General features: G+C 47.2%; 28 protein-coding genes and 1 pseudogene. 12 read left to right on the forward strand and 17 right to left on the reverse strand.

Going from position 1 to position 25135, the window contains the following annotated elements; all coding sequences use genetic code 11:
* Window positions 1–67: 67 nt before the first annotated feature.
* The 3 genes from ACUUHJ_RS17470 (at window position 68) to ACUUHJ_RS17480 (ending at window position 1949) form a co-directional block, all read left to right on the forward strand.
* Window positions 68–691, forward strand: coding sequence for a cell wall hydrolase (locus ACUUHJ_RS17470; protein ID WP_472299500.1), 624 nt, complete (start codon window positions 68–70; stop codon window positions 689–691).
* 383 nt (window positions 692–1074) lie between these two features.
* Complete coding sequence (locus ACUUHJ_RS17475; protein WP_472299501.1) at window positions 1075–1386, forward strand: YfhH family protein; 312 nt, start codon at window positions 1075–1077, stop codon at window positions 1384–1386.
* A gap of 113 nt (window positions 1387–1499) precedes the next feature.
* Window positions 1500–1949 (forward strand): DUF441 domain-containing protein, encoded by a 450-nt coding sequence (locus ACUUHJ_RS17480; RefSeq protein WP_472299502.1) that lies wholly within the window; start codon window positions 1500–1502, stop codon window positions 1947–1949.
* Here ACUUHJ_RS17480 and ACUUHJ_RS17485 read toward each other — a convergent pair whose 3' ends face one another.
* Complete coding sequence (locus ACUUHJ_RS17485; protein WP_253721054.1) at window positions 1950–2258, reverse strand: iron-sulfur cluster biosynthesis family protein; 309 nt, start codon at window positions 2256–2258, stop codon at window positions 1950–1952. It lies immediately after the preceding gene.
* 101 nt (window positions 2259–2359) lie between these two features.
* On the opposite strand from ACUUHJ_RS17485, the gene ACUUHJ_RS17490 reads away from it, so the two are divergent.
* The 3 genes from ACUUHJ_RS17490 (at window position 2360) to ACUUHJ_RS17500 (ending at window position 4586) form a co-directional block, all read left to right on the forward strand.
* A complete protein-coding gene (locus tag ACUUHJ_RS17490) occupies window positions 2360–2500 on the forward strand; it encodes a hypothetical protein (RefSeq protein WP_016743472.1) in 141 nt (46 codons plus the stop codon).
* Window positions 2501–2564: 64 nt separating this feature from the next.
* On the forward strand, window positions 2565–3620 hold the full coding sequence (locus tag ACUUHJ_RS17495) for a DUF2515 family protein (protein WP_472299503.1): 1056 nt from the start codon (window positions 2565–2567) through the stop codon (window positions 3618–3620).
* Between the two features lie 21 nt (window positions 3621–3641).
* The gene (locus tag ACUUHJ_RS17500) at window positions 3642–4586 is read left to right on the forward strand and encodes a hypothetical protein (RefSeq protein ID WP_289673308.1); all 945 of its coding nucleotides are present in this window, start codon (window positions 3642–3644) and stop codon (window positions 4584–4586) included.
* Here ACUUHJ_RS17500 and ACUUHJ_RS17505 read toward each other — a convergent pair.
* From ACUUHJ_RS17505 to ACUUHJ_RS17515, 3 genes and pseudogenes are all read right to left on the reverse strand, one after another.
* A pseudogene (locus ACUUHJ_RS17505) lies at window positions 4553–5482 on the reverse strand (sugar phosphate isomerase/epimerase). The gene ACUUHJ_RS17500 and the pseudogene ACUUHJ_RS17505 sit on opposite strands and share 34 nt — an antisense overlap.
* A gap of 63 nt (window positions 5483–5545) precedes the next feature.
* Window positions 5546–6142 carry a DUF1444 family protein gene (locus tag ACUUHJ_RS17510; RefSeq protein ID WP_472299504.1) on the reverse strand — a complete coding sequence of 199 codons (597 nt, stop codon included), beginning with the start codon at window positions 6140–6142 and terminating at the stop codon, window positions 5546–5548.
* A gap of 15 nt (window positions 6143–6157) precedes the next feature.
* Complete coding sequence (locus ACUUHJ_RS17515; protein WP_015891573.1) at window positions 6158–7273, reverse strand: DUF3900 domain-containing protein; 1116 nt, start codon at window positions 7271–7273, stop codon at window positions 6158–6160.
* A 122-nt stretch (window positions 7274–7395) separates the two neighbouring features.
* Here ACUUHJ_RS17515 and ACUUHJ_RS17520 point away from each other — a divergent pair, with 122 nt between their 5' ends.
* The gene (locus ACUUHJ_RS17520) at window positions 7396–8226 is read left to right on the forward strand and encodes a serine/threonine protein kinase (protein WP_472299505.1); all 831 of its coding nucleotides are present in this window, start codon (window positions 7396–7398) and stop codon (window positions 8224–8226) included.
* 33 nt (window positions 8227–8259) lie between these two features.
* On the opposite strand, the gene ACUUHJ_RS17525 is transcribed toward ACUUHJ_RS17520, so the two are convergent.
* The 3 genes from ACUUHJ_RS17525 to ACUUHJ_RS17535 form a co-directional block, all read right to left on the reverse strand.
* On the reverse strand, window positions 8260–8415 hold the full coding sequence (locus ACUUHJ_RS17525; protein ID WP_007718860.1) for a hypothetical protein: 156 nt from the start codon (window positions 8413–8415) through the stop codon (window positions 8260–8262).
* Window positions 8416–8451: 36 nt separating this feature from the next.
* The gene (locus ACUUHJ_RS17530) at window positions 8452–9696 is read right to left on the reverse strand and encodes a DEAD/DEAH box helicase (RefSeq protein ID WP_289673316.1); all 1245 of its coding nucleotides are present in this window, start codon (window positions 9694–9696) and stop codon (window positions 8452–8454) included.
* Window positions 9697–9846: 150 nt separating this feature from the next.
* Complete coding sequence (locus ACUUHJ_RS17535; protein ID WP_015891577.1) at window positions 9847–9990, reverse strand: hypothetical protein; 144 nt, start codon at window positions 9988–9990, stop codon at window positions 9847–9849.
* Window positions 9991–10124: 134 nt separating this feature from the next.
* Between ACUUHJ_RS17535 and ACUUHJ_RS17540 the strand changes: the two genes are divergently transcribed.
* On the forward strand, window positions 10125–11195 hold the full coding sequence (locus ACUUHJ_RS17540; RefSeq protein WP_472299506.1) for a phosphodiester glycosidase family protein: 1071 nt from the start codon (window positions 10125–10127) through the stop codon (window positions 11193–11195).
* A gap of 37 nt (window positions 11196–11232) precedes the next feature.
* Complete coding sequence (locus ACUUHJ_RS17545) at window positions 11233–11748, forward strand: DUF6886 family protein (protein ID WP_472299507.1); 516 nt, start codon at window positions 11233–11235, stop codon at window positions 11746–11748.
* A gap of 44 nt (window positions 11749–11792) precedes the next feature.
* Here ACUUHJ_RS17545 and ACUUHJ_RS17550 read toward each other — a convergent pair whose 3' ends face one another.
* A complete protein-coding gene (locus tag ACUUHJ_RS17550; RefSeq protein WP_016743461.1) occupies window positions 11793–13364 on the reverse strand; it encodes an ABC-F family ATP-binding cassette domain-containing protein in 1572 nt (523 codons plus the stop codon).
* 38 nt (window positions 13365–13402) lie between these two features.
* Window positions 13403–14260: a HEPN domain-containing protein gene (locus tag ACUUHJ_RS17555; protein ID WP_289673324.1), complete on the reverse strand. Its 858-nt coding sequence runs from the start codon at window positions 14258–14260 to the stop codon at window positions 13403–13405.
* 234 nt (window positions 14261–14494) lie between these two features.
* Between ACUUHJ_RS17555 and ACUUHJ_RS17560 the strand changes: the two genes are divergently transcribed.
* Together ACUUHJ_RS17560 and ACUUHJ_RS17565 are read left to right on the forward strand one after the other, a co-directional pair.
* Window positions 14495–14644: a small acid-soluble spore protein P gene (locus ACUUHJ_RS17560; protein ID WP_289673326.1), complete on the forward strand. Its 150-nt coding sequence runs from the start codon at window positions 14495–14497 to the stop codon at window positions 14642–14644.
* A gap of 129 nt (window positions 14645–14773) precedes the next feature.
* Window positions 14774–15529, forward strand: coding sequence for a hypothetical protein (locus ACUUHJ_RS17565; protein WP_289673328.1), 756 nt, complete (start codon window positions 14774–14776; stop codon window positions 15527–15529).
* On the opposite strand, the gene ACUUHJ_RS17570 is transcribed toward ACUUHJ_RS17565, so the two are convergent.
* From ACUUHJ_RS17570 to pdhA, 5 genes are all read right to left on the reverse strand, one after another.
* Window positions 15524–15685 carry an aspartyl-phosphate phosphatase Spo0E family protein gene (locus tag ACUUHJ_RS17570; protein ID WP_289673330.1) on the reverse strand — a complete coding sequence of 54 codons (162 nt, stop codon included), beginning with the start codon at window positions 15683–15685 and terminating at the stop codon, window positions 15524–15526. The two genes, ACUUHJ_RS17565 and ACUUHJ_RS17570, sit on opposite strands and share 6 nt — an antisense overlap.
* 122 nt (window positions 15686–15807) lie before the next feature.
* Window positions 15808–17217: a dihydrolipoyl dehydrogenase gene (lpdA, locus tag ACUUHJ_RS17575; RefSeq protein WP_472299508.1), complete on the reverse strand. Its 1410-nt coding sequence runs from the start codon at window positions 17215–17217 to the stop codon at window positions 15808–15810.
* Window positions 17218–17223: 6 nt separating this feature from the next.
* A complete protein-coding gene (locus ACUUHJ_RS17580; RefSeq protein ID WP_472299509.1) occupies window positions 17224–18612 on the reverse strand; it encodes a dihydrolipoamide acetyltransferase family protein in 1389 nt (462 codons plus the stop codon).
* Between the two features lie 105 nt (window positions 18613–18717).
* A complete protein-coding gene (locus ACUUHJ_RS17585) occupies window positions 18718–19698 on the reverse strand; it encodes an alpha-ketoacid dehydrogenase subunit beta (protein WP_007718902.1) in 981 nt (326 codons plus the stop codon).
* Window positions 19699–19701: 3 nt separating this feature from the next.
* Entirely contained in the window at window positions 19702–20787 is a 1086-nt protein-coding gene (gene pdhA / locus ACUUHJ_RS17590; RefSeq protein WP_016743455.1) for a pyruvate dehydrogenase (acetyl-transferring) E1 component subunit alpha, read from the reverse strand.
* 327 nt (window positions 20788–21114) lie between these two features.
* On the opposite strand from pdhA, the gene ACUUHJ_RS17595 reads away from it, so the two are divergent.
* Window positions 21115–21849: an alpha/beta hydrolase gene (locus ACUUHJ_RS17595; RefSeq protein ID WP_289673338.1), complete on the forward strand. Its 735-nt coding sequence runs from the start codon at window positions 21115–21117 to the stop codon at window positions 21847–21849.
* 3 nt (window positions 21850–21852) lie between these two features.
* On the opposite strand, the gene ACUUHJ_RS17600 is transcribed toward ACUUHJ_RS17595, so the two are convergent.
* From ACUUHJ_RS17600 to ltaE, 3 genes are all read right to left on the reverse strand, one after another.
* Window positions 21853–22050 carry a hypothetical protein gene (locus ACUUHJ_RS17600; RefSeq protein ID WP_015891590.1) on the reverse strand — a complete coding sequence of 66 codons (198 nt, stop codon included), beginning with the start codon at window positions 22048–22050 and terminating at the stop codon, window positions 21853–21855.
* 133 nt (window positions 22051–22183) lie between these two features.
* Window positions 22184–23827: a peptide ABC transporter substrate-binding protein gene (locus ACUUHJ_RS17605; protein WP_472299510.1), complete on the reverse strand. Its 1644-nt coding sequence runs from the start codon at window positions 23825–23827 to the stop codon at window positions 22184–22186.
* A gap of 230 nt (window positions 23828–24057) precedes the next feature.
* Window positions 24058–25083: a low-specificity L-threonine aldolase gene (ltaE, locus tag ACUUHJ_RS17610; protein WP_472299511.1), complete on the reverse strand. Its 1026-nt coding sequence runs from the start codon at window positions 25081–25083 to the stop codon at window positions 24058–24060.
* Between the last annotated feature and the right edge of the window lie 52 nt (window positions 25084–25135).

Below are 25135 nucleotides of genomic sequence, written 5' to 3' on the forward strand. Positions count from 1 at the left end.
GACTTGCAAAAGACCTGATTCGCTTCCGCAATCAAAACGCAAAAAGCGAAAAGGAGTGGTTCACACCATGTTGTCACGAGAAGCGCCAACGCGCTTTTTCTTCTTTTTGAACAGTTTTGGATTGATGCTGTTATGCTTATTTGTCACACCGACAAGTGCAATGGCACCACAACCGGTACAAATCCTCCCTGTTCTCGATAGTACAACGTCGCCATCGGAACAAGTTTCAAAGAAGGAAAAGAAACCAACCATATCTGCTACAGCAGTAAAACGCGAGTCTGTACAGGTTAGTCGTGATAGTCGTCCAAGAGTGGTTCGGAATGGAAAAGTGAAAGTTTCAGAGAGGGATATGGAACTGCTCGCCCGGTTAGTGTATGCGGAAGGCCGGGGAGAACCGTATGAAGGACAGGTAGCGATTGCTGCCGTTGTATTGAATCGGGTTGCTTCAGATGATTTTCCAAATACGGTACGGGAGGTTATTTATGCTCCCAATGCGTTTTCGCCTGTCCATGACGGCAATTTGACACATAAATTAAATGAAAGTACGAGAAAAGCGGTCCAGGACGCAATGAATGGAAAGGATCCGAGCAACGGTTCCCTATACTTCTTTAATCCGGATACAGCTAAATCCAAGTGGATTTGGTCACGTCCTGTAACGGTTGAGATCGGTAACCATCGTTTTGCTCGTTAACGCGTTACTTACAGGAAAAAGATTTAATAATACTTTATTTTTATTTAATTGATGTTTTACTTTTGCTTGCTATGTTGTACGTGTAAGCACTTTTTCAACGCATTGAGAAAAAGTTCGATTATCTTCTTTGGATGACTTTTTAACGTAAGCATGTTTAGATCGATCATTCAATCTGAGTATGCCTACGCTAATAGCTTTGATTGATTGACTGTTTTGGGTGAGAGCAAACCAGTCATAGAACAATCAGTCGTTCTTTTTCTCAATCGCCCCCAATAATTAGGCATTCCCAACTGGGAGTGCCCCTTTTTTATTTTCAAACCCGTTTACAGACATAACACCTTGTCTTTTGCTACAATATACCTGTATGGAAAGGGGGCAGTCCGTTGCGTTTGTACAGTCAGATGACACTCGCAGAGCTGCAGGAGGAAATGGAGCGCCTGCACGTAGAAGCGAAAGAGAAAAAGAAGCTTGGGGATCACTCACAGCTTGCGATCCTTACACAAAAGTACTTTATGGCGAAATCGTACTATTTAGGAACAAGTGAGTTCCGAATCGGCAGCAAATACAGCGTGCCTGATTACGATCAGCCGTTTACAATCGATTATTTCAACGGCGTCTTTGCTTGGGGACGTTTCCCTGATTCGGACGAGCAGACAGGTTTTCCAGTAGGAATGCTGGAACCATGGTTCGACTAGAAAAAAGAGATCGGCACTCGCACACTTGTGCATGCCGTTCTCTTTTTTCTTGCCCGGGCACATGCCGCAGCAGATGGATATACTAAGAAAAACGAAAGGGAGCCAACCGGCATATGGACTGGATTTCTATCATCCTTTTGGTACTACTTGCGCTCGGTGTTATCGGCAACAACGCAACCGTATCCATTGCCGTTGCGATTCTTCTCTTAATGAGGCTCCTGTCATTGGAACGATATTTTCCTCTACTCGAGCAGCATGGATTACAGCTCGGGATCATTATACTGACGATTGGCATCATGACTCCGCTGGCAAGCGGCAAAATTAATCCTTCGTCTATCTTGGAGATTTTTACAAATTGGCATTCGCTACTGGCCGTCGCCGTCGGTATGTTTGTGGCCTACCTGGCGGGAAAAGGAACGGTCTTGATGTCCCAAAATCCATTGATCGTTACTGGCCTCTTGCTAGGTACAATCGCTGGTGTCACTTTTTTCCGAGGTGTTGCAGTCGGTCCTTTAATTGCAGAAGGGATTCTCGCCTTTATCTTGCAATTTCTCCCGAAGTGATTAACTCCAGCGCTCTTTTAGCTGAAGACCATAGGCCAAAATTTGCTGTGGTGTGACCATGCGGAAGCCTTGCTGTGCACGATAATCAATCGTAAGCAGATCAGATCCGATATAGGCGATCGTTTCGCGATCTATCAGAAACGTCAAAGAATCGACCTGGTAGACTTCATCCTCGGGACCTTGGCTATCCCACCACAACGCATACTCTACATTCATCCCGCAGCCACCAACTAGCTCACCGTTGATCCGAATGGGCTTATCTGTACTTGCCATGCGTTCTTCGGCCTCTTTTGTCACTTTTACTATCATGTTTGATGCCACCCTTCTCATGATTTTCCAGCATGCTGAATGCATCATCTCTTTCATGATAGCATACAATGCTTGAAAGGCAGCAGAAAGGACGATCATCTATGAACATCTACGAACAAGATGGGATTTTTGTCGCGGAAACGGAGTTCCAATCGGAGCTCGTTGTCATTTTTGCGAATACGTGGGAGGAAGCCAAGGAAAAACTACTCGTTCGACTTCTCGTACTAGAAATGATTGGTTGAATAAAAAGCGGGTCGCCCAGTGGACCTGCTTTTTTCCATGTGAAAAAACAAGGAGCTACTATACATGACAGATACGACCGTAACGGAAATTTCCGAGCAACACCTGATTGCTCACATCAGACAAGCAACAACCAAAGCCAATCGTAACAATGTCACCCGCACACAAGCATACCTCGCCTTTTATCTCGAGCACCAAGAGGTTCACTGGGCGTTATTGGCCCATCTGGTCTCACGAAATGGCGGGTGGAACATGACCGATTTAAAAGGAGAATGGCTCCCGCTTATTATGGACGCACAAGCAATCGAGCCGTTTTTTTGGTTTTTGGAAAGATCTAACTGGCTGATTTTTCACGATGCCTATCCGCAATTGCTTCTGTATGCGGAGATGAAACGAACGGGAACAGATTTAACAAAGCTTTTGGCACCACTTGGTGTTTCAGTCTTTATGCAATCGTATTGGCAAGAGTTCCTCGCAACCAAAGACAGCGCGCGCCTCACACATGCTCTCATCGTCAATGAACAGCAATATATCGAACAACGTGTCGTACAGAAGCCGTTTACACTAAATCGCATTTTCAGTTCGTTTGCATTCGTTGCTCAATCTGCTCTCTCGATGAATCAAGTGCTCATTCCCTATAAAGCGCATTCTACTGATCGCCGGCTTAGTTTGATCGGGTTGCATGTTCATCATTTTCCCGACATCAGAAACCGCATTCAGATCGGAAAGACGTTGTATCAGCAATTGTTTGGGGATTCTTTTCGCTTCGAAAAAATGGTCTCCTACTGCTCTCGTATTCCTCATACAGGCTCCCGAGCAGATTATTGGCCGCATTTGTTCACACCTCATCATACTCCTTCCACCACAGAAGATGCGTACCAACTACGCTTGGATGGACATAAGTTGCTAGAAGGAAGCCCGAAGATATACAGCCCCCGTCTTCAGGATGCATGGGCTGATTATGGACACGATCCGGCAGATGGGGTAGATTGGTTTCGAGATGAAAAATGGCACAAAGTCGTGAAAGAACCCGCTTCACTGCCTTCCATCGACAGTGATTCTTATGTGCGTTCGCTGCAATGGATCGAATACGGAGTCAAACTCGTCTCAGCAATCACGTAGCTTGGAGAGGAGGTCAGCCTCATGGAAAAATGGATGCAAGAAATGGCGTTGAATCAAACAAGTTTTTTGCTATCCTGCCAATTGCCGAGTGGTACCTTTCGCCTTGGCCCCCAACGTGACCAAATCAATCCGTACTTTACTAACCTCGGAATTGTTTCCCTCATCCGTATGAAAGAGGTAGAGGCTGTTCGCGGTCATCTCGATTGGTATTTGCAAAACCTGAATGCGGACGGCTATATCAATGATTTTCGTCTTGAACAGGACAGAGAAATCGATACCGGCACAAATGATAGCGAGGATAGCTACCACACCACTTATTTTAGCCTGCTAGCAGAATGGATACGAGCAACGGGGCGTATGGACTGGCTGTATGCCAACCACATTGCACTCTTGTCCCTTCTCCGAGCAGTTGCCCGCCTTCAACAGAAGGACGGTCTGACCTGGGCGAAGCGTTCGTATCGGGTCAAATATTTGATGGACAATTGCGAGGTGGCCAAAGGACTGGCAGATGCTTCGTATTTATTTTCGTTGATCGGAGATGTGGAGGCTGCCGAGGAAGCGGCTTCACGTGCGAGAGCCTGTGCGCTCGGCATCAGTGGAATGTACAGTCGGATTCGCAAGTCGTATGCCATGTATGATCGTACGTATCCCGGCTGGCGAAAATGGTACCCTGACGTTACTTCCCAAGCGTTTCCCATTGTCTACAGCATGACAGATGCCAAAACGGCTTCGCTACTCTACCAAAGGATCACAGACGCTTTCCCGCATTTTGATACGTTTCAGACTGGTGATGTCTACCCTTGGATGACGATGGGCGTATGCGCGCAGTTGATGGGTGATAAAACACGGGTGAGGACCATGCTCGTGACCGCTACAGATTTGTACATACACGGTCCGAGGTACCCGTACTGGCTGATTCAAGATGCCGGACGCTATATTGAGTTACTACTTGAAGTGGATTCATGAGGTTCAGATAGGAGGTCCTTTACCCAACGATAGCAACGCTCGAGCTGTTCGTCTGTTACTTGGTCGGAACGATGCTCGAACATGAACTTTACGTGCGGGTTTTCCTTCCGGATGATTGTCAGGTAGTCCTCAATCGGTGCCCACCCTTCTTCTGGTTTCGATTCGGGAAGAACGGGAAAGTGAACGAATTCTACCCCACTCGCGGTCACCTTCATACTCTTCAAATGAATGCTAAACGCATATTTCGTATACGTTTGGATGACCTTGCGCGCATCGAAACACGGGTCGATTTTTTCTTGCAGGAACAATCGACCCGTATCGAGACAGAGCTTGATCGTGGGATATTTCTGCAGCAAGTATTCTAAAAATTTTGTCTCATACACATAGCGGTTGAGTGCATCGAATTCAAGGACTGGTGTGAAGTGAAACTCCTTGCCTTTCTCAGCCAACCACGCAAACACCTGCTCACTACGTGATTGAAACTCTGCTTCTGTGTAGACTTGCTCCCAAACAAAGTCTCGCGAATCATGAAAACGCCAAACATTCCAGTCGACGCGCTCATCCAAAATGACAGGCTTTGGATAGTGGAATAAGACATAGGTTGGCGAAAGGAATGCCATATACGCCAGTTCCCTCTCTATCGTTTGAAACGCCTCGGCTCTCGTCTGATCATGAGTATCCATGAATAAAGCATCCCGCAGCTCGGATTGACCTGCACGCAGCGGAAAATGAACACCCACCGCAAATCCTTTTGCTTGTGATTCGCGCTGCAGAATTTAGATATCCTCCTCCGACTCAAATAAGCATGCCTCTATTCCGTAAAAGCCCTCCTTAAAATCTCGTGCGTATTTTGCCTGATCAAAACCTCCGTATTGACCAATCATGAAATTTTTCATTCGAGGGTTTCCTCCGATTTTCCACCGTATAGAAAACGCGGGAAGTCTATCCCCGCGCTTGCTCTACTTTCTTTCAATTTTTGTACCCGAGTCGTGCGTCACTACGAGAAATGGGGTCAATTCCCCTTCCTCCCAATAAAAAGGCAAGACAGAAATCGGCACTTGCCCTTTGGATGCAAAATCATAAGTAAGACGAGCTAACAGATGGGCTCCAGCTTCTCCTGCCATATCCGCCACAATCAGCACATCCTGATGCGGAATCGCGACACCAAGCGAGTCTCCTTGCTTTTTCTGATCCATCTCCGCCAGAAATGAATCCAGCAAAATTCGGCTTGCCGCATACCCGTCTGTCGGACTAATAAAATGGATGTGCTGGCCCCCTACCTCTTGTGACTTCACTGAAAAGGGGAGCTTTCGCAAGTTTTCCATCGCGTATGCATGAAGCTGCTCGCTCGTCCAGTCTGCTTCCTGCAACATTCGCTGCTCAATCAATGCGTAGCCTTCCCCTTGATCTAGTGCGTAGAGGACATACGTATCTGCTGTATGTTCCTTCACAACCCACCGCTCCGGGTACTTGTTGATCATCGAGGCATGGCGCAAAACCGGATAAATGTGATGCTCTTGACCGATTACTTTCAGTTGTCGATCCAACTTAATCACTCCCTTCCTCGTTTATTACCAAGGTGGATTATCGTCGTCCTCCGTTGGCGTGCTCATTGGGGTATACGCAACGTTTTGGCTTCTCTCTTCGATTTCTTTCACGATGTCCGTCAATGCCTTTGGCTTTAAAAACTCAACAGGGGACATGCCACGCTCGAATTGTAGCTGCTCGCCTTCTAACAATACCAAATAACGTCCGTTTACTTTCGCGATATGCAGGTTGGTACCGTAATCGGCCAATAATGTGCGGATCTGCATATGATCCAGCTTGAACTTCAGCTCGACCTCTGGTTGGCGATCTGTAATGATTTGCATCGCTTCCATCACAGTCTCATGCTCCCATTTTTCTGCGAGCTCCCGCTTCGGACTTGCAGCAATGAGTTCGATGGCTTCTTCTTCCCTTACCCGTTCTTCCGACTCTTCGGGATACGTGTATTCGATGTGCTGTCTTGCCAATGAAATGACTTCTTCAGAGACGATCTGCGTCATCGTTTGCGGATATTCGATAAAACGCAGAAATTCTTCGAAATACCGTGCGTGGGAGAACTGATGAATTTTCACGTGATAAGGATCATTCATTCCTGATTCGATCATATACGGATACATCAGTGATTTCATGTTTTTGGCGTTGATCGCCATGCGTACATTTGATATGAGGCTCTTCTCATCTGTGATGACAGCTGTTTTTTGTTCGAAATCGCATTTTAAAATAAAGACATAGCGCTCATCAATCAGATCGAGTCTCGTCCGGACCACAATCATAACCCCGCCTCTCACCTGAGAGGTTCGCAAATACGACTGAATCAACTCCTGGCAGGGCTCCTTGCTCTCCCCTGGTGTCTCCGCTGCCAACAATCGATTCAAGAGGGCATAGTTAGGGTTCGAGTCCAATGGATGTCCAGGTTCCAGCACAAATTGACCCAGTTTTGTCGGCGTGCCTTCTGTCTTCGGATTCATCTCGACTTTTCTTTTCGCAATCCGGGCGAATTCCCCATCGAGAAAATCTTTCAGTTCGCTTTTCTGATATTCATCATGGCCCAAATAGCGCGTCATCCGCACTTGTTTTATGCCATCCTCTTCTTCAGGCTGTTCCATCAGATAAAAGGATAACCAATCAATTGTAAAATTCATACCCTTCGCTCCTGTCTGCATGTAACGAACTGATTATAGCAAACCTATTGAAAAAAAGGTCAGCTTTTTCAAATCATGATAAGATGAAGGGAGGAGGGGAAAATCAGACAATGTGGACTCGTATGAAGTCATGGTGGAATGAAAAAATACGTGATAAACCATATCGGCCCGGCCACCTGGCAGGACACTATAAAATAACAAAAGTACTGGGGATGGGAAGCTACGGGATCGCATATCTCGCAACGCACAACCCTACAGGTAATCAGGTTGTGCTGAAGCAAGTGAAACCAAGCCTGCGTCACACACCAAAAGGAGAAGCCATGCAGGCGTATGAAAAAAAGGTGCTGATGTCCCTCTCGCATCCGCAATTCCCTCGCTGTCTGGATTCCTTTACTTACCGGCAAGACTCGTTTATAGTCATGACTTATCTAGCAGGCCCGACACTCGAAGACATGTTGTTTGATCAAAACATCGTGGCTGATGAGCAAACATGCGCCCAATGGATCCGCCAAATCGGGGAGCTCGTGGCCTACCTCCATAAGCAAAATGTGATTCACCGCGACGTACGGATTCCCAACGTCATCTGGAAAGGGGACAAGCCATACTTGATTGATTTTGGCCTCGCCAGGTTCGTTGGTGACCGACCGACATACACAGCTGATACCCTGTCCACCTACCCGTCTGAAAAACAATTGAAGCGTGAAGTCGCTCCTTCCAGTGATTTGTACGCATTGGGACATTTCTTTTTATTTTTGCTCTATTCCGGATACGAATCGGAACCAGACGCACCAGAAAAAAGCTGGGAAGAGGAGCTTTCTTTATCTCCTCCCATTCGCATGATGATTCGGCGCTTGTTACAAATGGACGCCCCTTATGAGAGCGTTCAGGACTGGCTAGAAGAGCTGGATCGCTATTTGATCCACTCCCATAAAAAAAGAGCAGGGCATCCGTAGACCTCACGGATTCTCCCTGCTCTTCTTCGTCCTTCATTCGGCAATCGGCTCTTGTTTCGCCTGTTCCATCTTTTCCTTCAGTTCCCCTGCTTCCTGGCGCAGCACTTGTCGTTCGTGTTTCGTCAGAACTTCTCCACCAACTGTGCCATTTACCAGCAAATCCTCTTCATATAACCGATCTTTGCGCATGGAAACCTCCTGCAGACAAGTTGTGTGCTTCTTGTCCTACTTTGTTCCAAAGCTGCCCTTCTTATGTGCACGATTTTGATTACGTTTGGCAGTACTCGCATTTTTGGCTGGAGCTCCTGACTTTTGTGCTGGCGCGGGTTTTCGTACAGGACGCGGATCTTCCAGCGCTCCGTGCGTCATGAATTTTTCAGCGATAGGCAAGCCTGTTTGCTTGGAAAATTTTTGGATGATGAACTGTTCCTGTGGCGTAACGATCGAAAATACCAGTCCGGCACGCCCCATTCGCCCAGTTCGACCACTGCGATGAATGTACGTATCCGCATCCGATGCAGGATCATAATGCACAATACATTCCACACCTGGAATATCAATGCCACGTGCTGATACATCTGTGGTAATCAACACGGGGAATGCTCCGTCCCGGAATTGTTGCAGGGTGCGAGCGCGCTCTTCTTTCGTCGCATCACGGTGCAAGAGTCTGCACGGCAAATGATGGTAATTGAGCTTCGATACAATCTCGTCCACTTTTTCGATTTGGTTGACAAAAACAATGGAGGAGCGAACATTGACCAAGCGCAGCAAACGACGGAGCGTATCCACCTTTTTGCGTGGATCGGTGACCAAATACATGTGCGCTACTCCTGCGGCGCCTTCTGGTGCTGCTGCGCGAATAACTGCAGCGTCTTTTGTAAAAATCTCAGCCGTATGTACGACTTCCTCTGCGATTGTCGCTGAGAATAACAGTCGTTGCGTATCACGCAGTGTTTTTTTCATAACCTCTTGAACTGGCTTACCAAAGCCTGCATCCAGCATACGGTCTGCCTCGTCGACAACAACTGTCTTCACTTCATGGACCTTTAGCTTGCGCTGCTCAATCAGTTCCAACAGTCTTCCAGGTGTTGCTACGATCAATACAGGCTTCTTTTTCAGTTTCTCGATTTGGCGTTTCACATCGACACCGCCAATAATAGACATCACAGCCGTGTCCTTCCCTGGCAGAAGGCTTTCTGCTTCCCTCGCAATCTGAACAACGAGCTCATGCGTTGGTGCAAGTACAATGGCCTGTACATCTTTTTGCTCCATATTGACTTTCGATAAAATCGGCAATAGATAAGCAAACGTCTTGCCTGTCCCTGTCGGTGACTCAACCAAGGCATCTCGACCAGCCATAATCAACGGAATGGCTTCACTCTGTACCGGTGTCGGTGTTTCCATTTTTCGCTCTCGCAATATAGTCAACAGCGGTGCGCTAATTTGTAAATCTGCAAACGTGGTGCTCACAAAAACCCTCCTGGCATAAAGTCGTGCATTGGGTAAGCTTACCACACTTTGCAGGTAGAATACAGAGGTAAGCCAGTCCTCGTGAGTCAAGGTCCTTTTCGAGATAAAAAAATAGGCGAAATCCGCATTGGACTTCGCCTGACCTTCCTTCTACCCGTTATTGGAATCGAAACGGGTTTCCTGCTTCTCACCCTGGTCTTGACGGTCCCGGCTGGTGGTTTGGTTACGTGTCCCTTTTGGACTTTCCATGTACTCCTCTACTTCCTTTTGAAACTCCGCATCATAGTCACGCACACCTATCACCTCCTGCTCTTATTTTGACCAGGCTGATCACATATTATTTTCCTGAAACCTTTTTCCCGGTCATGCGTCTCTTCATATAGGAATGATAACTCTCGTACAATTTGTTAGATGGATGTGAATCATGAATGGAGACGTTGTCTCGGACTCGCTCACGCAAGCGAGCCAACCGCAAAAGACCATGGCGTTGGGTTAAGAAATGGCTGCTTGGCACAGCCTTAACCTTTACAACCTTGGCACTACTGGGAATTATTTTTTTATTCGGAACGAAAAACGGCGTAGAATTACGCGAGTGGGCGGCAGGTACTTTGCTGACAACCCAGCACGATTACTGGGCCCCTTATACATTTTTACCCGATGAAAAACTGAAAGAACTAAAGGAGCAAATTACACATCCCACCGTTATCAATTCTGAGGATACAGGCTCAGCCACGACAGGACCTGCTATTCCGCCGAGATCGAATCTGGTAACCGTCACACTTCCAGAGAAACCAAGAGAACTAATCGAGGTCGAGGATATTGACGTCTCGAAAGGCAGTTATTACTTTAAAGGAAAAATCATGTACATTAGCGACCCGAGCAGAGTACGGCTCGTCGTCACGAATCGCAAGGACCGTGGGGATTTACTCGATGAGTTTGTAAAGAAAACAGGAGCCATCGGGATCGTCAATGCGAGTGGATTCGCCGACCCAGACGGCTACGGCAAAGGAGCACGAGCTTACGGCGTTGTCATCCACGATGGAAAGATTTTGCAGGCCTACAATCCGAGAAGCGGAGAAACTGCGTTAGGGCTTACCTATGACGGTAAACTGATTACGGGCAGCTACTCGGCCGAACAACTCGTGAAGATGGGCGTGCGTGATGCTGTGAGCTTCCGTCCGCAGCTAATTGTAAACGGGAAAAATATGTTTGAAGGAAAGCCTGCCAAGAGCTGGGGCATTCAACCACGTACTGCGATTGGACAAAAAGAAGACGGGACGATTGTATTTGCAGTCATTGACGGTCGCCAACCCGGGCATTCCATCGGAGCAAGCATGAACGACATGGCAGAGCTACTGGCTGAGCGAGGTGTGGTTACAGCAATGGCTATGGACGGAGGTTCCAGCTCCATGATGCTGCACAATGGTGAGGCCATTACAAAGACATCTTCTCCCTATTATCGAGGCCGCTATTTGCCAAATGCGTGGGCAGTTTTTTAGAAAACGGCTAAGGTGATATTAAGGAGGTTTCAGATTCATGGTCAAATTGTTTCACTATAGTAAAGACCCGGCCATTACGATTTTTCAGCCTCGTGCGCACCCCTCTCACCCCGCACTTGCTCCGGCTGTATGGGCGATTGATGCAGAACGAGCTCCGATGTATTATTTACCGCGGGATTGCCCGAGGATTTGCTTTTACAAAAAAGCAAATTCTGAGCCGGCAGACGTAGAGCGCTTTCTTGGCGTGACAAGCGCCAAAATGGTTATAGCGATCGAAAGCAAATGGTATCCCGCGGTTACACAAACTACGCTGTATGAATATACCTTCTCTCCAGAATCTTTTTATAGCTGGGACGAAGGTGCAGGTTACTATTTGTCAGAAGAAATTGTTTCGCCACTAGACGTAAGGCCATTAGGTGCCCTCGTACACTGTCTTAGCCAATCGGATATTGAATTACGAATCACCCCTTCGTTGATACCGCTCCGAGATTCATTGCTACAAAGCAGTCTGCACTTTTCCATGATCCGTATGCGGAATGCGTCGCTCACATAAAAAAACAGGCAGTCTCACCCGATGGTGGCTGCCTGTTTTTGCTTTTACAATTTAATCGGTGTTTTTGCCTGCTCCAAACTCCATTTCTCAACATCCCACGTCTGTGTAACCCAATCCTCATAAAATTCAGGTTCGTGGCATACGAGAAGGACGGTCCCCTTGAACTCCTTCAAGGAGCGTTTGAGCTCTTCCTTGGCGACGACATCCAAGTGGTTCGTCGGCTCGTCAAATACCAGCCAGTTGCTTTCGCGCTGCAGTAATTTACAGAGACGAACTTTTGCTTGCTCGCCCCCGGACAGAGCGTTCATGTTACGATTGATATGCTCATTTTTCAAGCCACAACGTGCCAGCGCTCCGCGAACCTCATGGTTATTCATGGAAGGGAATTCATTCCATACGTCATCGAGTGCAGTAATCGGCTTCGCCTTTACTTCTTGCTCGAAGTAAGCAGGATGGAGGAAATCGCCTTTCTCCAGCTTTCCACCCAGCGGAGGAATCACACCCAGCAACGTTTTCAGCAGAGTAGACTTACCGACACCGTTCATGCCAACAATCGCTACTTTTTCACCGCGCTCCAGCTTCACGCTAAGCTTTGGCAGCAATGCATGCGAATATCCGATCTCCAGGTTTTCAGCCTCGATGACAAAACGGCTACTTGCCCGGGATTCTTTAAAGATAAACGAAGGTTTCGCAGCCGTCTCCGGCTTGTCGATGCGATCCATTTTATCGAGCTGCTTTTGACGGCTCTTCGCGCGGCCGGTAGTAGACGCACGTGCCTTATTGCGCGCAATAAAGTCCTCCATTTTAGCGATTTCTTCCTGCTGTTTCTCAAATGCGTCAAAGTGCTGACTGCGTTTTGTCTCAGACTGTGCCAGGAAGGATTCGTAGTTCCCTGTGTAGCGATTCAACTTGGTAAATTCCAAATGATAAATCACATTCACGACTTCGTTCATGAAGGTCGTGTCATGGGAAATCAGCATGAAAGCGTAAGGATATTCCTTCAAGTAGTTTTTCAACCACACGATATGCTCTTCGTCCAAGTAGTTTGTCGGCTCATCCAGCAACAGAACAGTTGGTTTTTCCAGCAGCAATTTTGCCAAAAGAACCTTGGTACGCTGACCACCAGAGAGGGATGCAACATCGCGCTCCAAACCGATTGCACTCAAACCCAAAGCGTTGGCGATTTCATCTACTTTTGCATCGATCAAATAAAAGCCACTAGTTTCCAGCTTGTCTTGAATTTCTCCCATGCGCTCCAGCAATTCTTCCAGTTCCTCTGGAGATGCCTCAGCCATCTTTTCACCAATCGTCATCAGTTCAGCCTCTTGCTCCAACAACGGCAGGAAGGCATCCTTGAGTACGTCACGAATCGTTTTACCAGCTTGCAGCTTGGTATGCTGATCCAAATATCCGTATTCAATTTTGGGCATCCATTCAATCCGACCGTTATCAGGCAAGTTTTGGCCTGTCAAAATCCCCATCATCGTTGATTTTCCGGTACCATTTGCGCCTACGAGTCCTACACGGTCATTCGGTTGCAAACGGAAAGATACATCGCGAAACAAAACACGGTCCCCAAAACCATGGGACAAATTCTCTACGATCAAAACACTCATGCTCTATTCTTCCTCCTGATCTGTTTCCTCTATGAGGCTTACAACAAAATTCTTTCAAAAAAAGTAGGAGCGTACCTCACCACATAAGATTCGCCCGTAAATGCCAGTTCGTCCAGCCTGACACGCATATCCTGAAGGTTGATGCTTTCCCCGGCGATATTCAAAATCGCGGCTCTTGTCATCGCCCTCAGAATCGTGACTTCTTTTGCCAGGTTGTCACCAAACAGCTTTCCGCTATGCACAATCTCTGAGCGATGATTGTACGATTTTTTTACAAACTGTGCAATCTGTTCACGCTGCAAGGCAGTTTCTCCAAAATAGTACGCCATTCGGACACGCAATTTATAGGTAATCTCGCCTTTTTTTCCATCGGGAACGAACAAAGATTCTAATGCAATCCACAGATCCAACAACTGATCCTCGTAGTTTTTCTTCTCCAGCGAGAGCGCATAGCGACGAAAAGCAAGGGATGGCAGCTTCTGTTCCACTAATGAAGTAAAAATACCCGCCGTTTCATCATCAAATGAGTACTTGTCACCATCAAGCGATCGTTTCAAATACGTAATACCATACATATTGCCATTGACGGTGATGATGTAAGGAATCGAACAAGTCCCCGTTGTGCACGCTAGATTTAGCTTATTTTCGATTTCTTCAATCCACACCCGATCATCCGTTACTTTCATCTCTTCGTGGTCCCCAACTAAAAATAAACTGCTGGGATCTACACGCAAATCAAAGGTTCGCTTGTTCTCGTCCATCTCATTGCGTAAAAAACGAGAAGCGATCTCATATGGCCTCTTTGCGCCGGATATGAGCGTGTACGAATTAGGCAAATCGATCCGAACGGGCTGTGCTGTTGTTGAATTGAATACGGGGGCGATTAAGACTGGCATAGTTCTCGCTCCTTCCAGACCAGCAGAGCTCGTTTATTGTTTACATAATAAATATTATGTTCTATAAACAGTATCGTGCCATTCTGTAATTTTGACAACATATCAATTCCTTCTAAATGCGGACACGCTTCCTTACCATACCAGTTTGCAACAACCTCATTATAGAATACCAGCATTTCCTATGATTCGTCATCATGTGTTTACGCCAAACTAGGTAAAGAAGGAGTTGATTTTATGGAAAAGGACCATATTCTAGATGAAAATCCGCATCAAACTTACAATAATGTAGCCCGCCCGCTAGAACAGACTGGCGAACCCCAGTCCGGCTCTAAAAAAGTGAAGCAGCAAAATCATTCTCGCTCCATTCAAACACGAGAAGGATAATGAATGGCACCTGGCTCCATTGCAGTCGGGTGCCTCTACCCTTCCTTTTTTTTACATCAAAAATGATTGAATTGTCCCACAAGGATGCACTATGATAAATTTAGTATCCTTGATGGAGGTTAAGTGAAGATGATCACCATTCCACTTCCGGGCAACCATAGCCCTCTTTCCAATTTGATCAGCTATAGTGTTTCTCCGCTGTACGAGATGGCTGCTAGTTTGTATACACTTGCCCAAGAGACACCTCCCGAGCGATTTGCGTATTGGACGGAAGAAAAAGTAGAGCAGTTTGAGTCTGCCCGTCTTTTAAAAGAATGGGGCTATTTTGTCCCCCTCTTTCGATATGGGATCCCTGACTCTTTTGACCCCTTACATACAAAAGGTGTAATGGCTGTCGATGATCAATATGAGTACTTCGTAACACTTCCCACCGATCATTTTGTGCGTAGTATAAAACCGATCTTGGAGGAGTGGATATTGCATCACGATGCTCCTGTAGTTGCCTTCGATTTGGAAGAAGATGCCGATTATGTGAAAGGCCGTTTTAGCCTGTTCGTTTCATCTTATTGGCAGCTATTTTTTGAGGCGAATTGGGAGGCGATTGCTCCAAAATTTGTTCGTGAAGCTGAACGGATTTATTACTCTTTACAAGGAATCAAATCCCTTACTACCTATCTGCAATCCATTTCTCCCGCAATTACTTATGATACAGAAACTCATCGGCTTACCTGTCCGAGTAACGGTCCTAGCTATGATGCGCAGCATTTGATTTTATATCCTAGCTATTATTATGCCCAAGAACCCACGCTTACGAAAAAAGGCTGGAATGCCCATTTGCTTTATTCCATCTCAGAAGTACCCACTCAACCAAAAACGCCCTCATGAAGGGCGTTTTTCATGTTGCATATGTGCGACAATTAATTTATCTAATTGTTGGCTGATTCTCACGATTTCAGGGTTAAGAAAATTGTAACCTGCATCTTTTGCTGCGCGCTCTAGTTTTAATCGCAAGTCATCAATCATCCGACTCGTAATTTCCATGCTGCAGACCTCCACCTAACGTTGTCTCCCACTATTTTACATTATTTATGATCAGGTGGAAAGGGGAAGATGTGGAAGAAAAAGCCTTGCACCCATTTCTGGCACAAGGCTTTTCCCACTTCCTATTTCATGACGTGGATCGGACGACCCAGAGCCAATTCAGCAGCTTCCATTGTTACTTCACCCAGTGTTGGATGTGCGTGGATGGTCAGCTCGATGTCTTCGAGTGTTGCGCCCATTTCAATCGCCAATCCGATCTCTGAGATGATGTTAGATGCTTCTGGACCAACGATTTGCGCACCCAATACAAGATTCGTTTCTTTTTCTGCAATCAGCTTCACATAACCTTCGCCTGCATTTACAGACAGAGCGCGACCGTTTGCTGCGAATGGGAAACGACCTACAATGTAGTCGATGCCTTTTTCTTTTGCTTCTTTCTCATTGATTCCAACGCTTGCGATTTCTGGATCGCAGAATACAACCGCTGGAATCGCCTTGTAGTCAACTTCAGCAGGATGGCCAGCAATCGCCTCAGCAGCAACCTTACCTTCGTAGGAAGCTTTATGAGCCAATGCAGGACCTGCTACGATATCCCCGATCGCGTACACGTTAGGAATGCTCGTGCGGCCTTGCTTGTCGACAACGATCAGCCCACGGTCAGTCATGTTCATGCCGATATCGCGAATACCGAGTTCATCTGTATTCGGACGGCGTCCAACAGTAACGAGTACGTATTCCGCCTCGATTTTTTGTTGCTCGCCTTTTACTTCTGCAGTTACGATCACGCCGTTTTCTGTCTCTTCCATTCCTTGTGCCAATGCTTTTGTATGGATGGTAACGTCGAGCTTTTTCAGCTTGCGTTCCACCAAACGTGGCATGTCTGGCTCAAATCCTGGCAAGATTTGATCGGAACCTTCCAAAATCGTAACTTTTGTACCAAACTTCGCGAACACAGTGCCAAGCTCGATACCGATGTATCCGCCGCCGATTACCACAAGGCTCTTCGGCAGTTCAGTCAAGGACAGCGCTTCAGTAGAAGACATTACGCGTTTGCCAAACGGGAATGCAGGCAACTCGATTGGACGCGAACCAGTTGCAATGATGCAATGCTGGAAGCGATAACGGTTGACATCATAACCGTGGAATACACGTACTTCATTTTCACTTACGAACAGCGCTTCACCTGGGATTACCTGGATTTTGTGGCCTTTGAAGAGGGAGCCTACGCCGCCAGTCAGTTGCTTCACGATGCCGCTTTTCCACTCTTGTACTTTGGCAAAATCCACTTTTACATTTTCCATCGTGATACCCATGGATTCTGTATGTTGTGTGTGCTCATATGTGTGTGCAGCGTGGATCATCGCTTTGGAAGGGATGCAACCTACGTTCAGGCACACGCCGCCCAGCTCAGCTTTTTCCACAACAGCTACTGTTTTACCAAGTTGAGCTGCACGAATCGCTGCAACATATCCACCTGGACCGGCACCGATTACGAGTACGTCAACCTCTGTAGTAAATTCACCTACTACCATTGTCTCTTATCCCTCCATGACGAGCAGCGTTGGGTTTTCGAGGAGCTGCTTCACGTAGTTGACGAAACGCTGTGCAGGTTCGCCATCAACCAAGCGGTGGTCAAAGCTCAAGGACAGGTGCAACATTTGACCTACCGAGATTTCTCCATTTTTCACAACCGGTTTTTCGCTAATGCGGCCAACACCCAGAATAGCTACTTCTGGATAGTTAATGATAGGCGTGAAGAACATACCACCCGCAGAACCGATGTTTGTGATGCTAAAAGTAGAACCTTTCAGCTCGTCAGCAGTCGCTTTGCGGTCGCGTGCTTTCTTCGCCAGCTCGCCGATTTCGCCTGCGATTTGGAAGATGGATTTGCTGTCAGCGGATTTCACAACTGGAACGAGCAAGCCTTCTTCTGTCGAGGTAGCGATACCGATGTTGTAGTACTTTTTAAAGATGATTTCTTGTTTTTCATCGTCGATAGAAGCGTTGAGTTCTGGGAATTTCTTCAGACCAGCTACAACTGCTTTCACGATCATAGGCAGGTAAGTCAGCTTCACACCACGCTCTTCAGCAAGTGGCTTCGCATCTTTACGCATCGCAACAAGTGCTGTAACATCCACTTCGTCGAAGATTGTTACGTGTGGTGCTGTGTATGCAGATTTCACCATTGCTTTCGCGATTGCTTTACGCATACCTTTCAGCGGAACGCGCTCTTCCAGCTCGCCTACTGTAGGTGTGTGGTGAACAGTTGGAGCCGCTGCTGCTTGTGCTACACCTGTAGCTGCTGCAGGTGCCTCAGTTGCTACTGGAGCTGCCACTGCTTGTGCAGTTGGTGCTGCTGCTCCACCAGATACGAAGCGATCTACGTCTTCGCGTGTGATGCGACCCAATTTTCCTGTACCAGGTACGTTAGCCAATTGAACGCCTTTTTCGCGAGCGTATTTACGAACGGAAGGTGTAGCCAACACATGCTTACGGTCAATCGGTGCTGCTACTGCTGCTGCAGTTGCTTGTGCCATTGGCGTTTCCAAAGTTTGGTTCGCATTTGCACTCACTTGGGAACCGATGTCGCAGCCTGGCTCCATTTTGTCTGCAGCTTGAGGAGCTGGTGCCGCTTCAGCAGCGTGGGAATCGCCATGACCATGGTCTGGCAGGTTCGGAATCTCGCCTTCTACGTCAAACTCGATCAGTGGATCGCCGACTACGGAAACCGTACCCTCGGTTACTTTCAGTTCGATAACTTTCCCTTTAACAGGCGACGGTACTTCTACAACCGCCTTGTCATTTTGTACTTCCATGATGACTTGGTCTTCTTCTACCGAATCTCCGGGCTGTACGTGCCATTTGACGATTTCGCCTTCATGGATACCCTCGCCAAGCTCCGGGAGTCTGAATGTAAAACGACTCACAGTATCTCCTCCTTAAAAGAGATTGATCATTTATTTTTAGTTATTATCTCGTGAGAAAGAAGGCGGAAAGCTTTCAACTTTTCCGCCATTATGTCCGTTTCTCAATTAAAAATCGAGGACTTGAGTCAGACCATCTACTACGCGTTTTACGTCAGGCAGCCATACATCTTCTGCTTGTGCAAACGGGTAAACGGTATCTGGTGCTGTAATACGCAGTACTGGTGCTTCGAGGTGCAGGATCGCACGCTCGTTGATTTGCGTAATGATTTCTGCTGCAACACCAGACGTTTTTTGTGCTTCTTGAACCACAATCGCACGATTTGTTTTCTTCACAGAAGCCACGATTGTATCGATATCGAGTGGGCTGATGGTGCGGAGGTCGATTACTTCTACTTTTGCTCCACGGGCTTTCTCGATTTCTTCTGCTGCTTTCAGGCTGGTATGCACCATCGCACCATAGGTGATGATGGTAACATCGCTACCTTCTTTTACTACGTTTGCCTTGCCAAGTGGAATCGTGTACTCTCCTTCTGGAACTTCTTGACGGAAGGAACGGTACAGCTTCATGTGCTCAAGGAATACAACTGGATCGTTGTCGCGAATCGCGGAGATCAACAGTCCTTTTGCATCATATGGGTTGGAAGGGATAACCACTTTCAGTCCCGGAGTTTGCAGCATCAAACCTTCCAAAGAGTCCGCATGCAGTTCAGGCGTTTTTACACCGCCACCAAATGGGGAGCGGAATGTAATTGGGCTCGTGAAGCGACCACCAGAACGGTAGCGCATACGGGAAGATTGGGATGCTACAGCATCAAACGTTTCAAATACGAAACCGAAGAACTGAATTTCTGCTACTGGACGGAAGCCGTTGATGGAAAGACCTACAGCCAAACCGCCGATTCCGGACTCAGCGAGTGGCGTATCGAAAACGCGCTGCTCACCGAACTCAGCTTGCAGACCTTCTGTTGCACGGAACACCCCGCCGTTGTTACCTACGTCTTCACCGAAGACAAGAACGGTTTCATCGCGTTTCAGCTCTACGCGCATTGCATCCGTAATGGCTTGAACCATTGTCATTTGTGCCATGGCTTATTTCGACTCCTTCGCCAGGAATTCTGCCTTTTGCTCTTCGAGTGCAGGCGGCAGTGTCTCAAACATTACATCGATCAGTTCGGAAACTTTCATCTTAGGTGTTTCGTCTGCTTTTTTGATTGCGTCCGCAACAGCTGCTTTCGCTTCTTCGATGACAGCTTCTTCGTCTTTTTCGCTCCAGAGGCCTTTTGCTTCGAGGAACTTGCGGAAACGGATCAGTGGATCGCGCAGTTCCCACTCGCTTTGCTCTTCACCTGTACGGTAACGAGTTGGGTCGTCACCAGCCATGGTATGAGGACCATAGCGGTACGTCATTGCTTCGATCAGAGTCGCACCTTCGCCATTCACGCCGCGCTCTTTTGCTTGTTGAACCGCGTAGTAAACCGCGAGAATGTCCATACCGTCAATGCGTTCGCTAGCAATACCAGCCGCTACTGCTTTGACTGCGATATTTTCAGAAGCCGTTTGTTTTTCGAACGGCAGAGAGATCGCATAACCGTTGTTTTGGGAGAAGAAGATAACAGGCAGCTTGTATACACCTGCAAAGTTCATACCCTCGTAGAAGTCACCTTGGGAAGTTGCACCGTCACCAAAGTAGTTGATCGCCACTTTCTTTTCACCGCGCAGCTTGTAACCCATTGCAACACCTGTTGCTTGTGTACATTGAGCCGCGATGATGATTTGTGGCATCAATACGTTTACACCTTCAGGAATTTTACCACCCTCGATGTGTCCGCGGGAGTACAGGAATGCCTTGTGCATAGGGTAACCATGCCATACCATTTGTGGAATATCACGGTAGCTAGGCAGGACAAAGTCTTCTTTGGAAAGAGCAGCCTCAGAACCGATCATGCTTGCTTCTTGACCAGCTACTGGTGCATAGAAACCAAGACGACCTTGGCGGTTCAAGCTGATTGCGCGTTGGTCCCATACACGGGTAAATACCATTTTACGCATCAGTTCACGCAATTCATCATCGGAGAGCTTAGGCATCAAGTCAGGACGAACAACCGTACCATCCGGGGCAAGAATTTGCAGCGGGGCGTTGTTCTCTGTTTGTTCAACAGCAGTGGATACGCTCATCACATTCACCTCGTCACTAGAATAAGGGACATCCTTTTCCGCGTTGCCCTTTGTCACCTCTATCTGAGCATTTGCTCGATGAGTGACGAATGCCATTCGCGGCGGAAGTGACCCTGATAAAATCCAGAAGAAAGTTGCGTGGTGCAAGAAAGGGCTTACAGCGCCGTTTGCAACACCCTGTTATATTGCAGTTAAAATACCTGTTTAATGTGTTACAGTATTGATATTACAGGGTTTATTTCCTCTCTGTTATCATTTACTATATAAGCTGTATCAGTTTTTTTCAAGGCTTAGTTTTTTATTTGAGCAATCAGGGAGTGTGAATCGATGTCTGACTATGTAAAGCGAACCATCATGAAAGAAGAAGTGCCTAGCGTCCACGTGGACACTCCCCGCTCGGTCAAAGTATACCTACCGCCGGGATACAATGAGCTTCTTTCTTACCCTGTTGTCTATTGCCAGGATGGAAACGACTTTTTTACGATGGGACGAATCGCGACCATCTCCAATCAATTGATTCTGGAAGAAGGTATCGAACCCTACATCGTCGTCGGTGTCTCCGTCGATCGCAACAAGCGCACGAGCGAGTATTCTCCATCGGGGTCTAGAAATGCAGCCTATCAGCGCTTTTTCACCGAAGAACTGATTCCTTTCATAGAGGAGCGTTATCCTGTGCGCCGTGATCCTGGTTCACGCATATTGGCAGGAGATTCTTTGGGTGGAACTGTTTCTTTGCATCTCGCATTGGAACATCCCGATCTCTTTCCACAAGTACTCGCGTTGTCCGGGGCGTTTTTCCAAACAACACTCGATCCACTTTCGAATCAGGCCAGTCTATCCTGGCTGCGAATCTGGATGGTCGTCGGCCTCGATGAGACTGCTGTAGAAACAAGCGCGGGTACCTTCGATTTCGTGCACTGGAATCGCGAGGCAAAACAGATTCTTGAGGACAAACAAGCAACCTTGTCCTATCGGGAAAAACCAGGGAATCATGTCTGGGGTTTGTGGCAAAAAGAGTTGCCTGACGCCTTGCGCTACTTCTTCCCCCCTCCCCGTCTGTAACCATTACGAGCCATTGATTTCTTTGATGTCCTCGTATCCGTAGTACCGGCCATCCACCAGGAAAATGCCTTGGTGGTTGGCTTTTTCAATTTCGCCTGCAACCTGATTGGCGTCGTTTAGAACGATGTTGACAATCTTGCTCTCGTCCCGTTTCATTTGATTGAGAATGCGTTCTCGCTCTTTAGCCGAGATCATATCCATCCCTCTTTTCCCCTATGTTGGATAGCTATAGTATTTCATTGGCGGCTCTGAATTACACACATGTGAGTTAGCCGAATGGAACCAAAAAAAGCCTCGCCGCTCTCCAAGTTTCCGGATACGGCAAGACTCTTTTTTATTGTTCGATAGTTGTATATTTAAAATCCCTACCACCAAACGGGTTGATCAAAAATCCTTTGACTTTGTCATTTTTTATATACGGTCTTGCGCCATAATACACAGGGGCAATCGGCATTTCCTCCATTAAGATGGTCTCTGCCTCACGCATGATCGCATTACGCTTCGTCGAATCTTTTTCCAAGTAACTTTGGACGATTAGCTCCCGGTATCTGTCGTTTTCCCAAGCAGCGTCGTTCGTCCCCACTGTTTTGTCCTTGAATATTTCCAGGAAATTGATGGGGTCGTTAAAATCAGCACCCCAATTTCGGTAGGCAAACTGATAGTTTTTGGAGCGCTTGTTTTGTAAAAATACTTTTTCCTCCAAGCCACTGATTTTTACATCAACACCCAAGCTTCTTTTCCATTGATCTTGAAGCACTTCAGCGAGCTTTTTCTGACGATCGTCACCTGAACCATACGTGAATGTCACGGTAGGCATCGTCGAAAGCCCCAGCTCCATTAACCCTTCAGCCAATAACTGTTTCGCCTTCTCTACATCCTCTTGAAAATAGTCATTTCCGCTAAGTTGCATGGAGGGCGGAACCCATGCAAAAGCCGCAGGCACCCCTGTCTGCACAATTCCGTCTACCAAAGGCTGCCGTTGGATCGAATACGAGAAGGCTTGTCGAATCTTTTTATTCGTAAATGGGGACACGGTTGTATTAAAGGTAACGGCAACTGTGTTCGGATACGGAGCCATTACGATTTTTCCTTCCTCCTGCAAGGCGGGAATCACGTCGACGGGCAACACGTAGCTTGGATGACCTCCCCAATCCAAATCACCAGAATCAAACAACGCTTGAGCGGTGTTGGTATCGGTAATCATGCTCCAGACGATCTTGTCGAGCTTCACAGCTTCTTTGTCATGATAATTCTCGTTTTTCACAAGAACCAATTTGTTTTTATGCTCCCACAGCTCCATTTTGAATGGGCCGTTGCCTACGTAGTTGTCTGGAGACGCTGCCCAATCTGGATGTGCCTCCAAGGTCTTTTTATGTAAAGGAAACAATGTCGGGAAAGCCGTCAATTCATAAAAAAACGGAGCTGGCGAATTGAGCTTGACCTCTAATGTAAAATCATCTAGTGCTTTAACCCCTACGCCTTCATGCGTTCCTTTCCCTGTGTTAAACTCCTCTGCCCCTTTAATGAAATAAAGCATATAGGCATATTCGGACGCTGTCTTCGGGTCGAGATTTCTTTTCCAGGCGAACTCAAAGTCATGGGCAGTTACCGAATCTCCGTTGCTCCATAACGCATTCGGTTTCAATTTGAATGTGTATGTCGTCAAATCCGCGGATACCGTATAACTGTCAGCAATTGCGTTGGCTATTTTCCCATCCGGTCCATAGCGAGTCAGTCCTTCAAAACAGGCAGTAATGACATCAAAGGAGGTACCATCGGAAGCTAGTCCGGGATCCGCTGTCGGAGGCTCTCCACCGTCTGCGTTCCAATTCAATACCATCTCTTTTCCCGTTGGCTGCGCTGTTTGAGATGCCTGATCATTCGGTTTATTCGTTACCCCCGTTTCACTTGTACTACATCCCGTTAAAACTTGAAGCAGCAAGAAACAGCTCAAAATGAAGCTCATTCTCTTTCTCATCGAGACCATCCCCCTTGATTCGATTCCATCCACCGGTAAATACTTTCGCTTTATCACACTACCATGATAACGCAAGTGTAGACGAAACAAATCAGACGGAATGGCGAAAAACTGATCGCGTTTAGACTCTTATTTTGTACAATTTGTCTAATTATTCAGAATTAATTATTGCAGCAAAGCAAAAAGCCAGTCCTTCCTTCGACTGGCTACAAGTGGTTGTAACGAAACGATTACACTATTACCAATAATTCCTCTACTGCTTCCACAACGGTCTTGATACATTGATCGCTAATGTGTCGATGCGTCGTAAAGCGAATGACATACTCGTCAAAATCGACCGCGAGCACTCCTTTTTCCTCCAAACGTTCCAAGAAAGCGACAGCTGTTTGTCCAATCGAGCCCGTCTTCACCAGCACGATATTCGTCTCGACTTGCTCCACCTGAAGCGATAGTTGACGCAAGCCTTTTGCCAATTGCTGTGCCCGTTCATGGTCTTCTGCCAATCGATCGGTCATTTGTGTCAGAGCAATGATGCCCGGCGCTGCCAAATACCCTGCCTGACGCAATCCACCGCCTAATTTTTTTCTCCACCATCTCGCTTCTTCGATAAACGCACGATCACCAGCCAAAATGGAACCAACTGGAGCACTCAGTCCTTTGGACAAGCAAATCTGAACGGTATCGGCAAAAGCGCTTAGCTCACTGACTGCAACACCTTGGGCCGCAGCCGCATTGAAGAGACGCGCACCGTCCAAATGAACGGGAATACCGTGTTTCTGCGCGATATCATAGACGCTCTTCATTTGCGCGCCAGAGATTACCGCCCCGCCCGCGCGATTATGTGTGTTTTCGAGACAGATCAATTTCGTCCGAGGAAAATGGATATTGTTGCCCCGAATCGCCCTCTCTACCTCTTCTGCACGCAGAGCACCGCGTTCACCAACCAGCGTCCGTGTTTGCACGCCAGCCAATGCCGACATTGCGCCGCCTTCATAGTAAAAAATGTGCGAATCCGCTTCCGCAATGACTTCGTCTCCGTTGACACAATGCGTCAAAACAGCGACCTGATTACCTTGCGTGCCACTTGTTACGAACAGCGCAGCTTCCTTTCCGAGTATTTCAGCCGCGATCGCTTCCAAACGATTGACAGTTGGGTCCTCCCGGTAAACATCATCCCCAACCTCCGCTTCCGCCATTGCTCGAAGCATCTCCTCGGTTGGCTTCGTAACGGTATCACTGCGCAAATCGATTTTCATAAATCATTCTCCCCCACCCTGTTGTCATTCTCTAGTCATATCGTAACACTTT

Source organism: Brevibacillus schisleri (genome assembly GCF_055685845.1).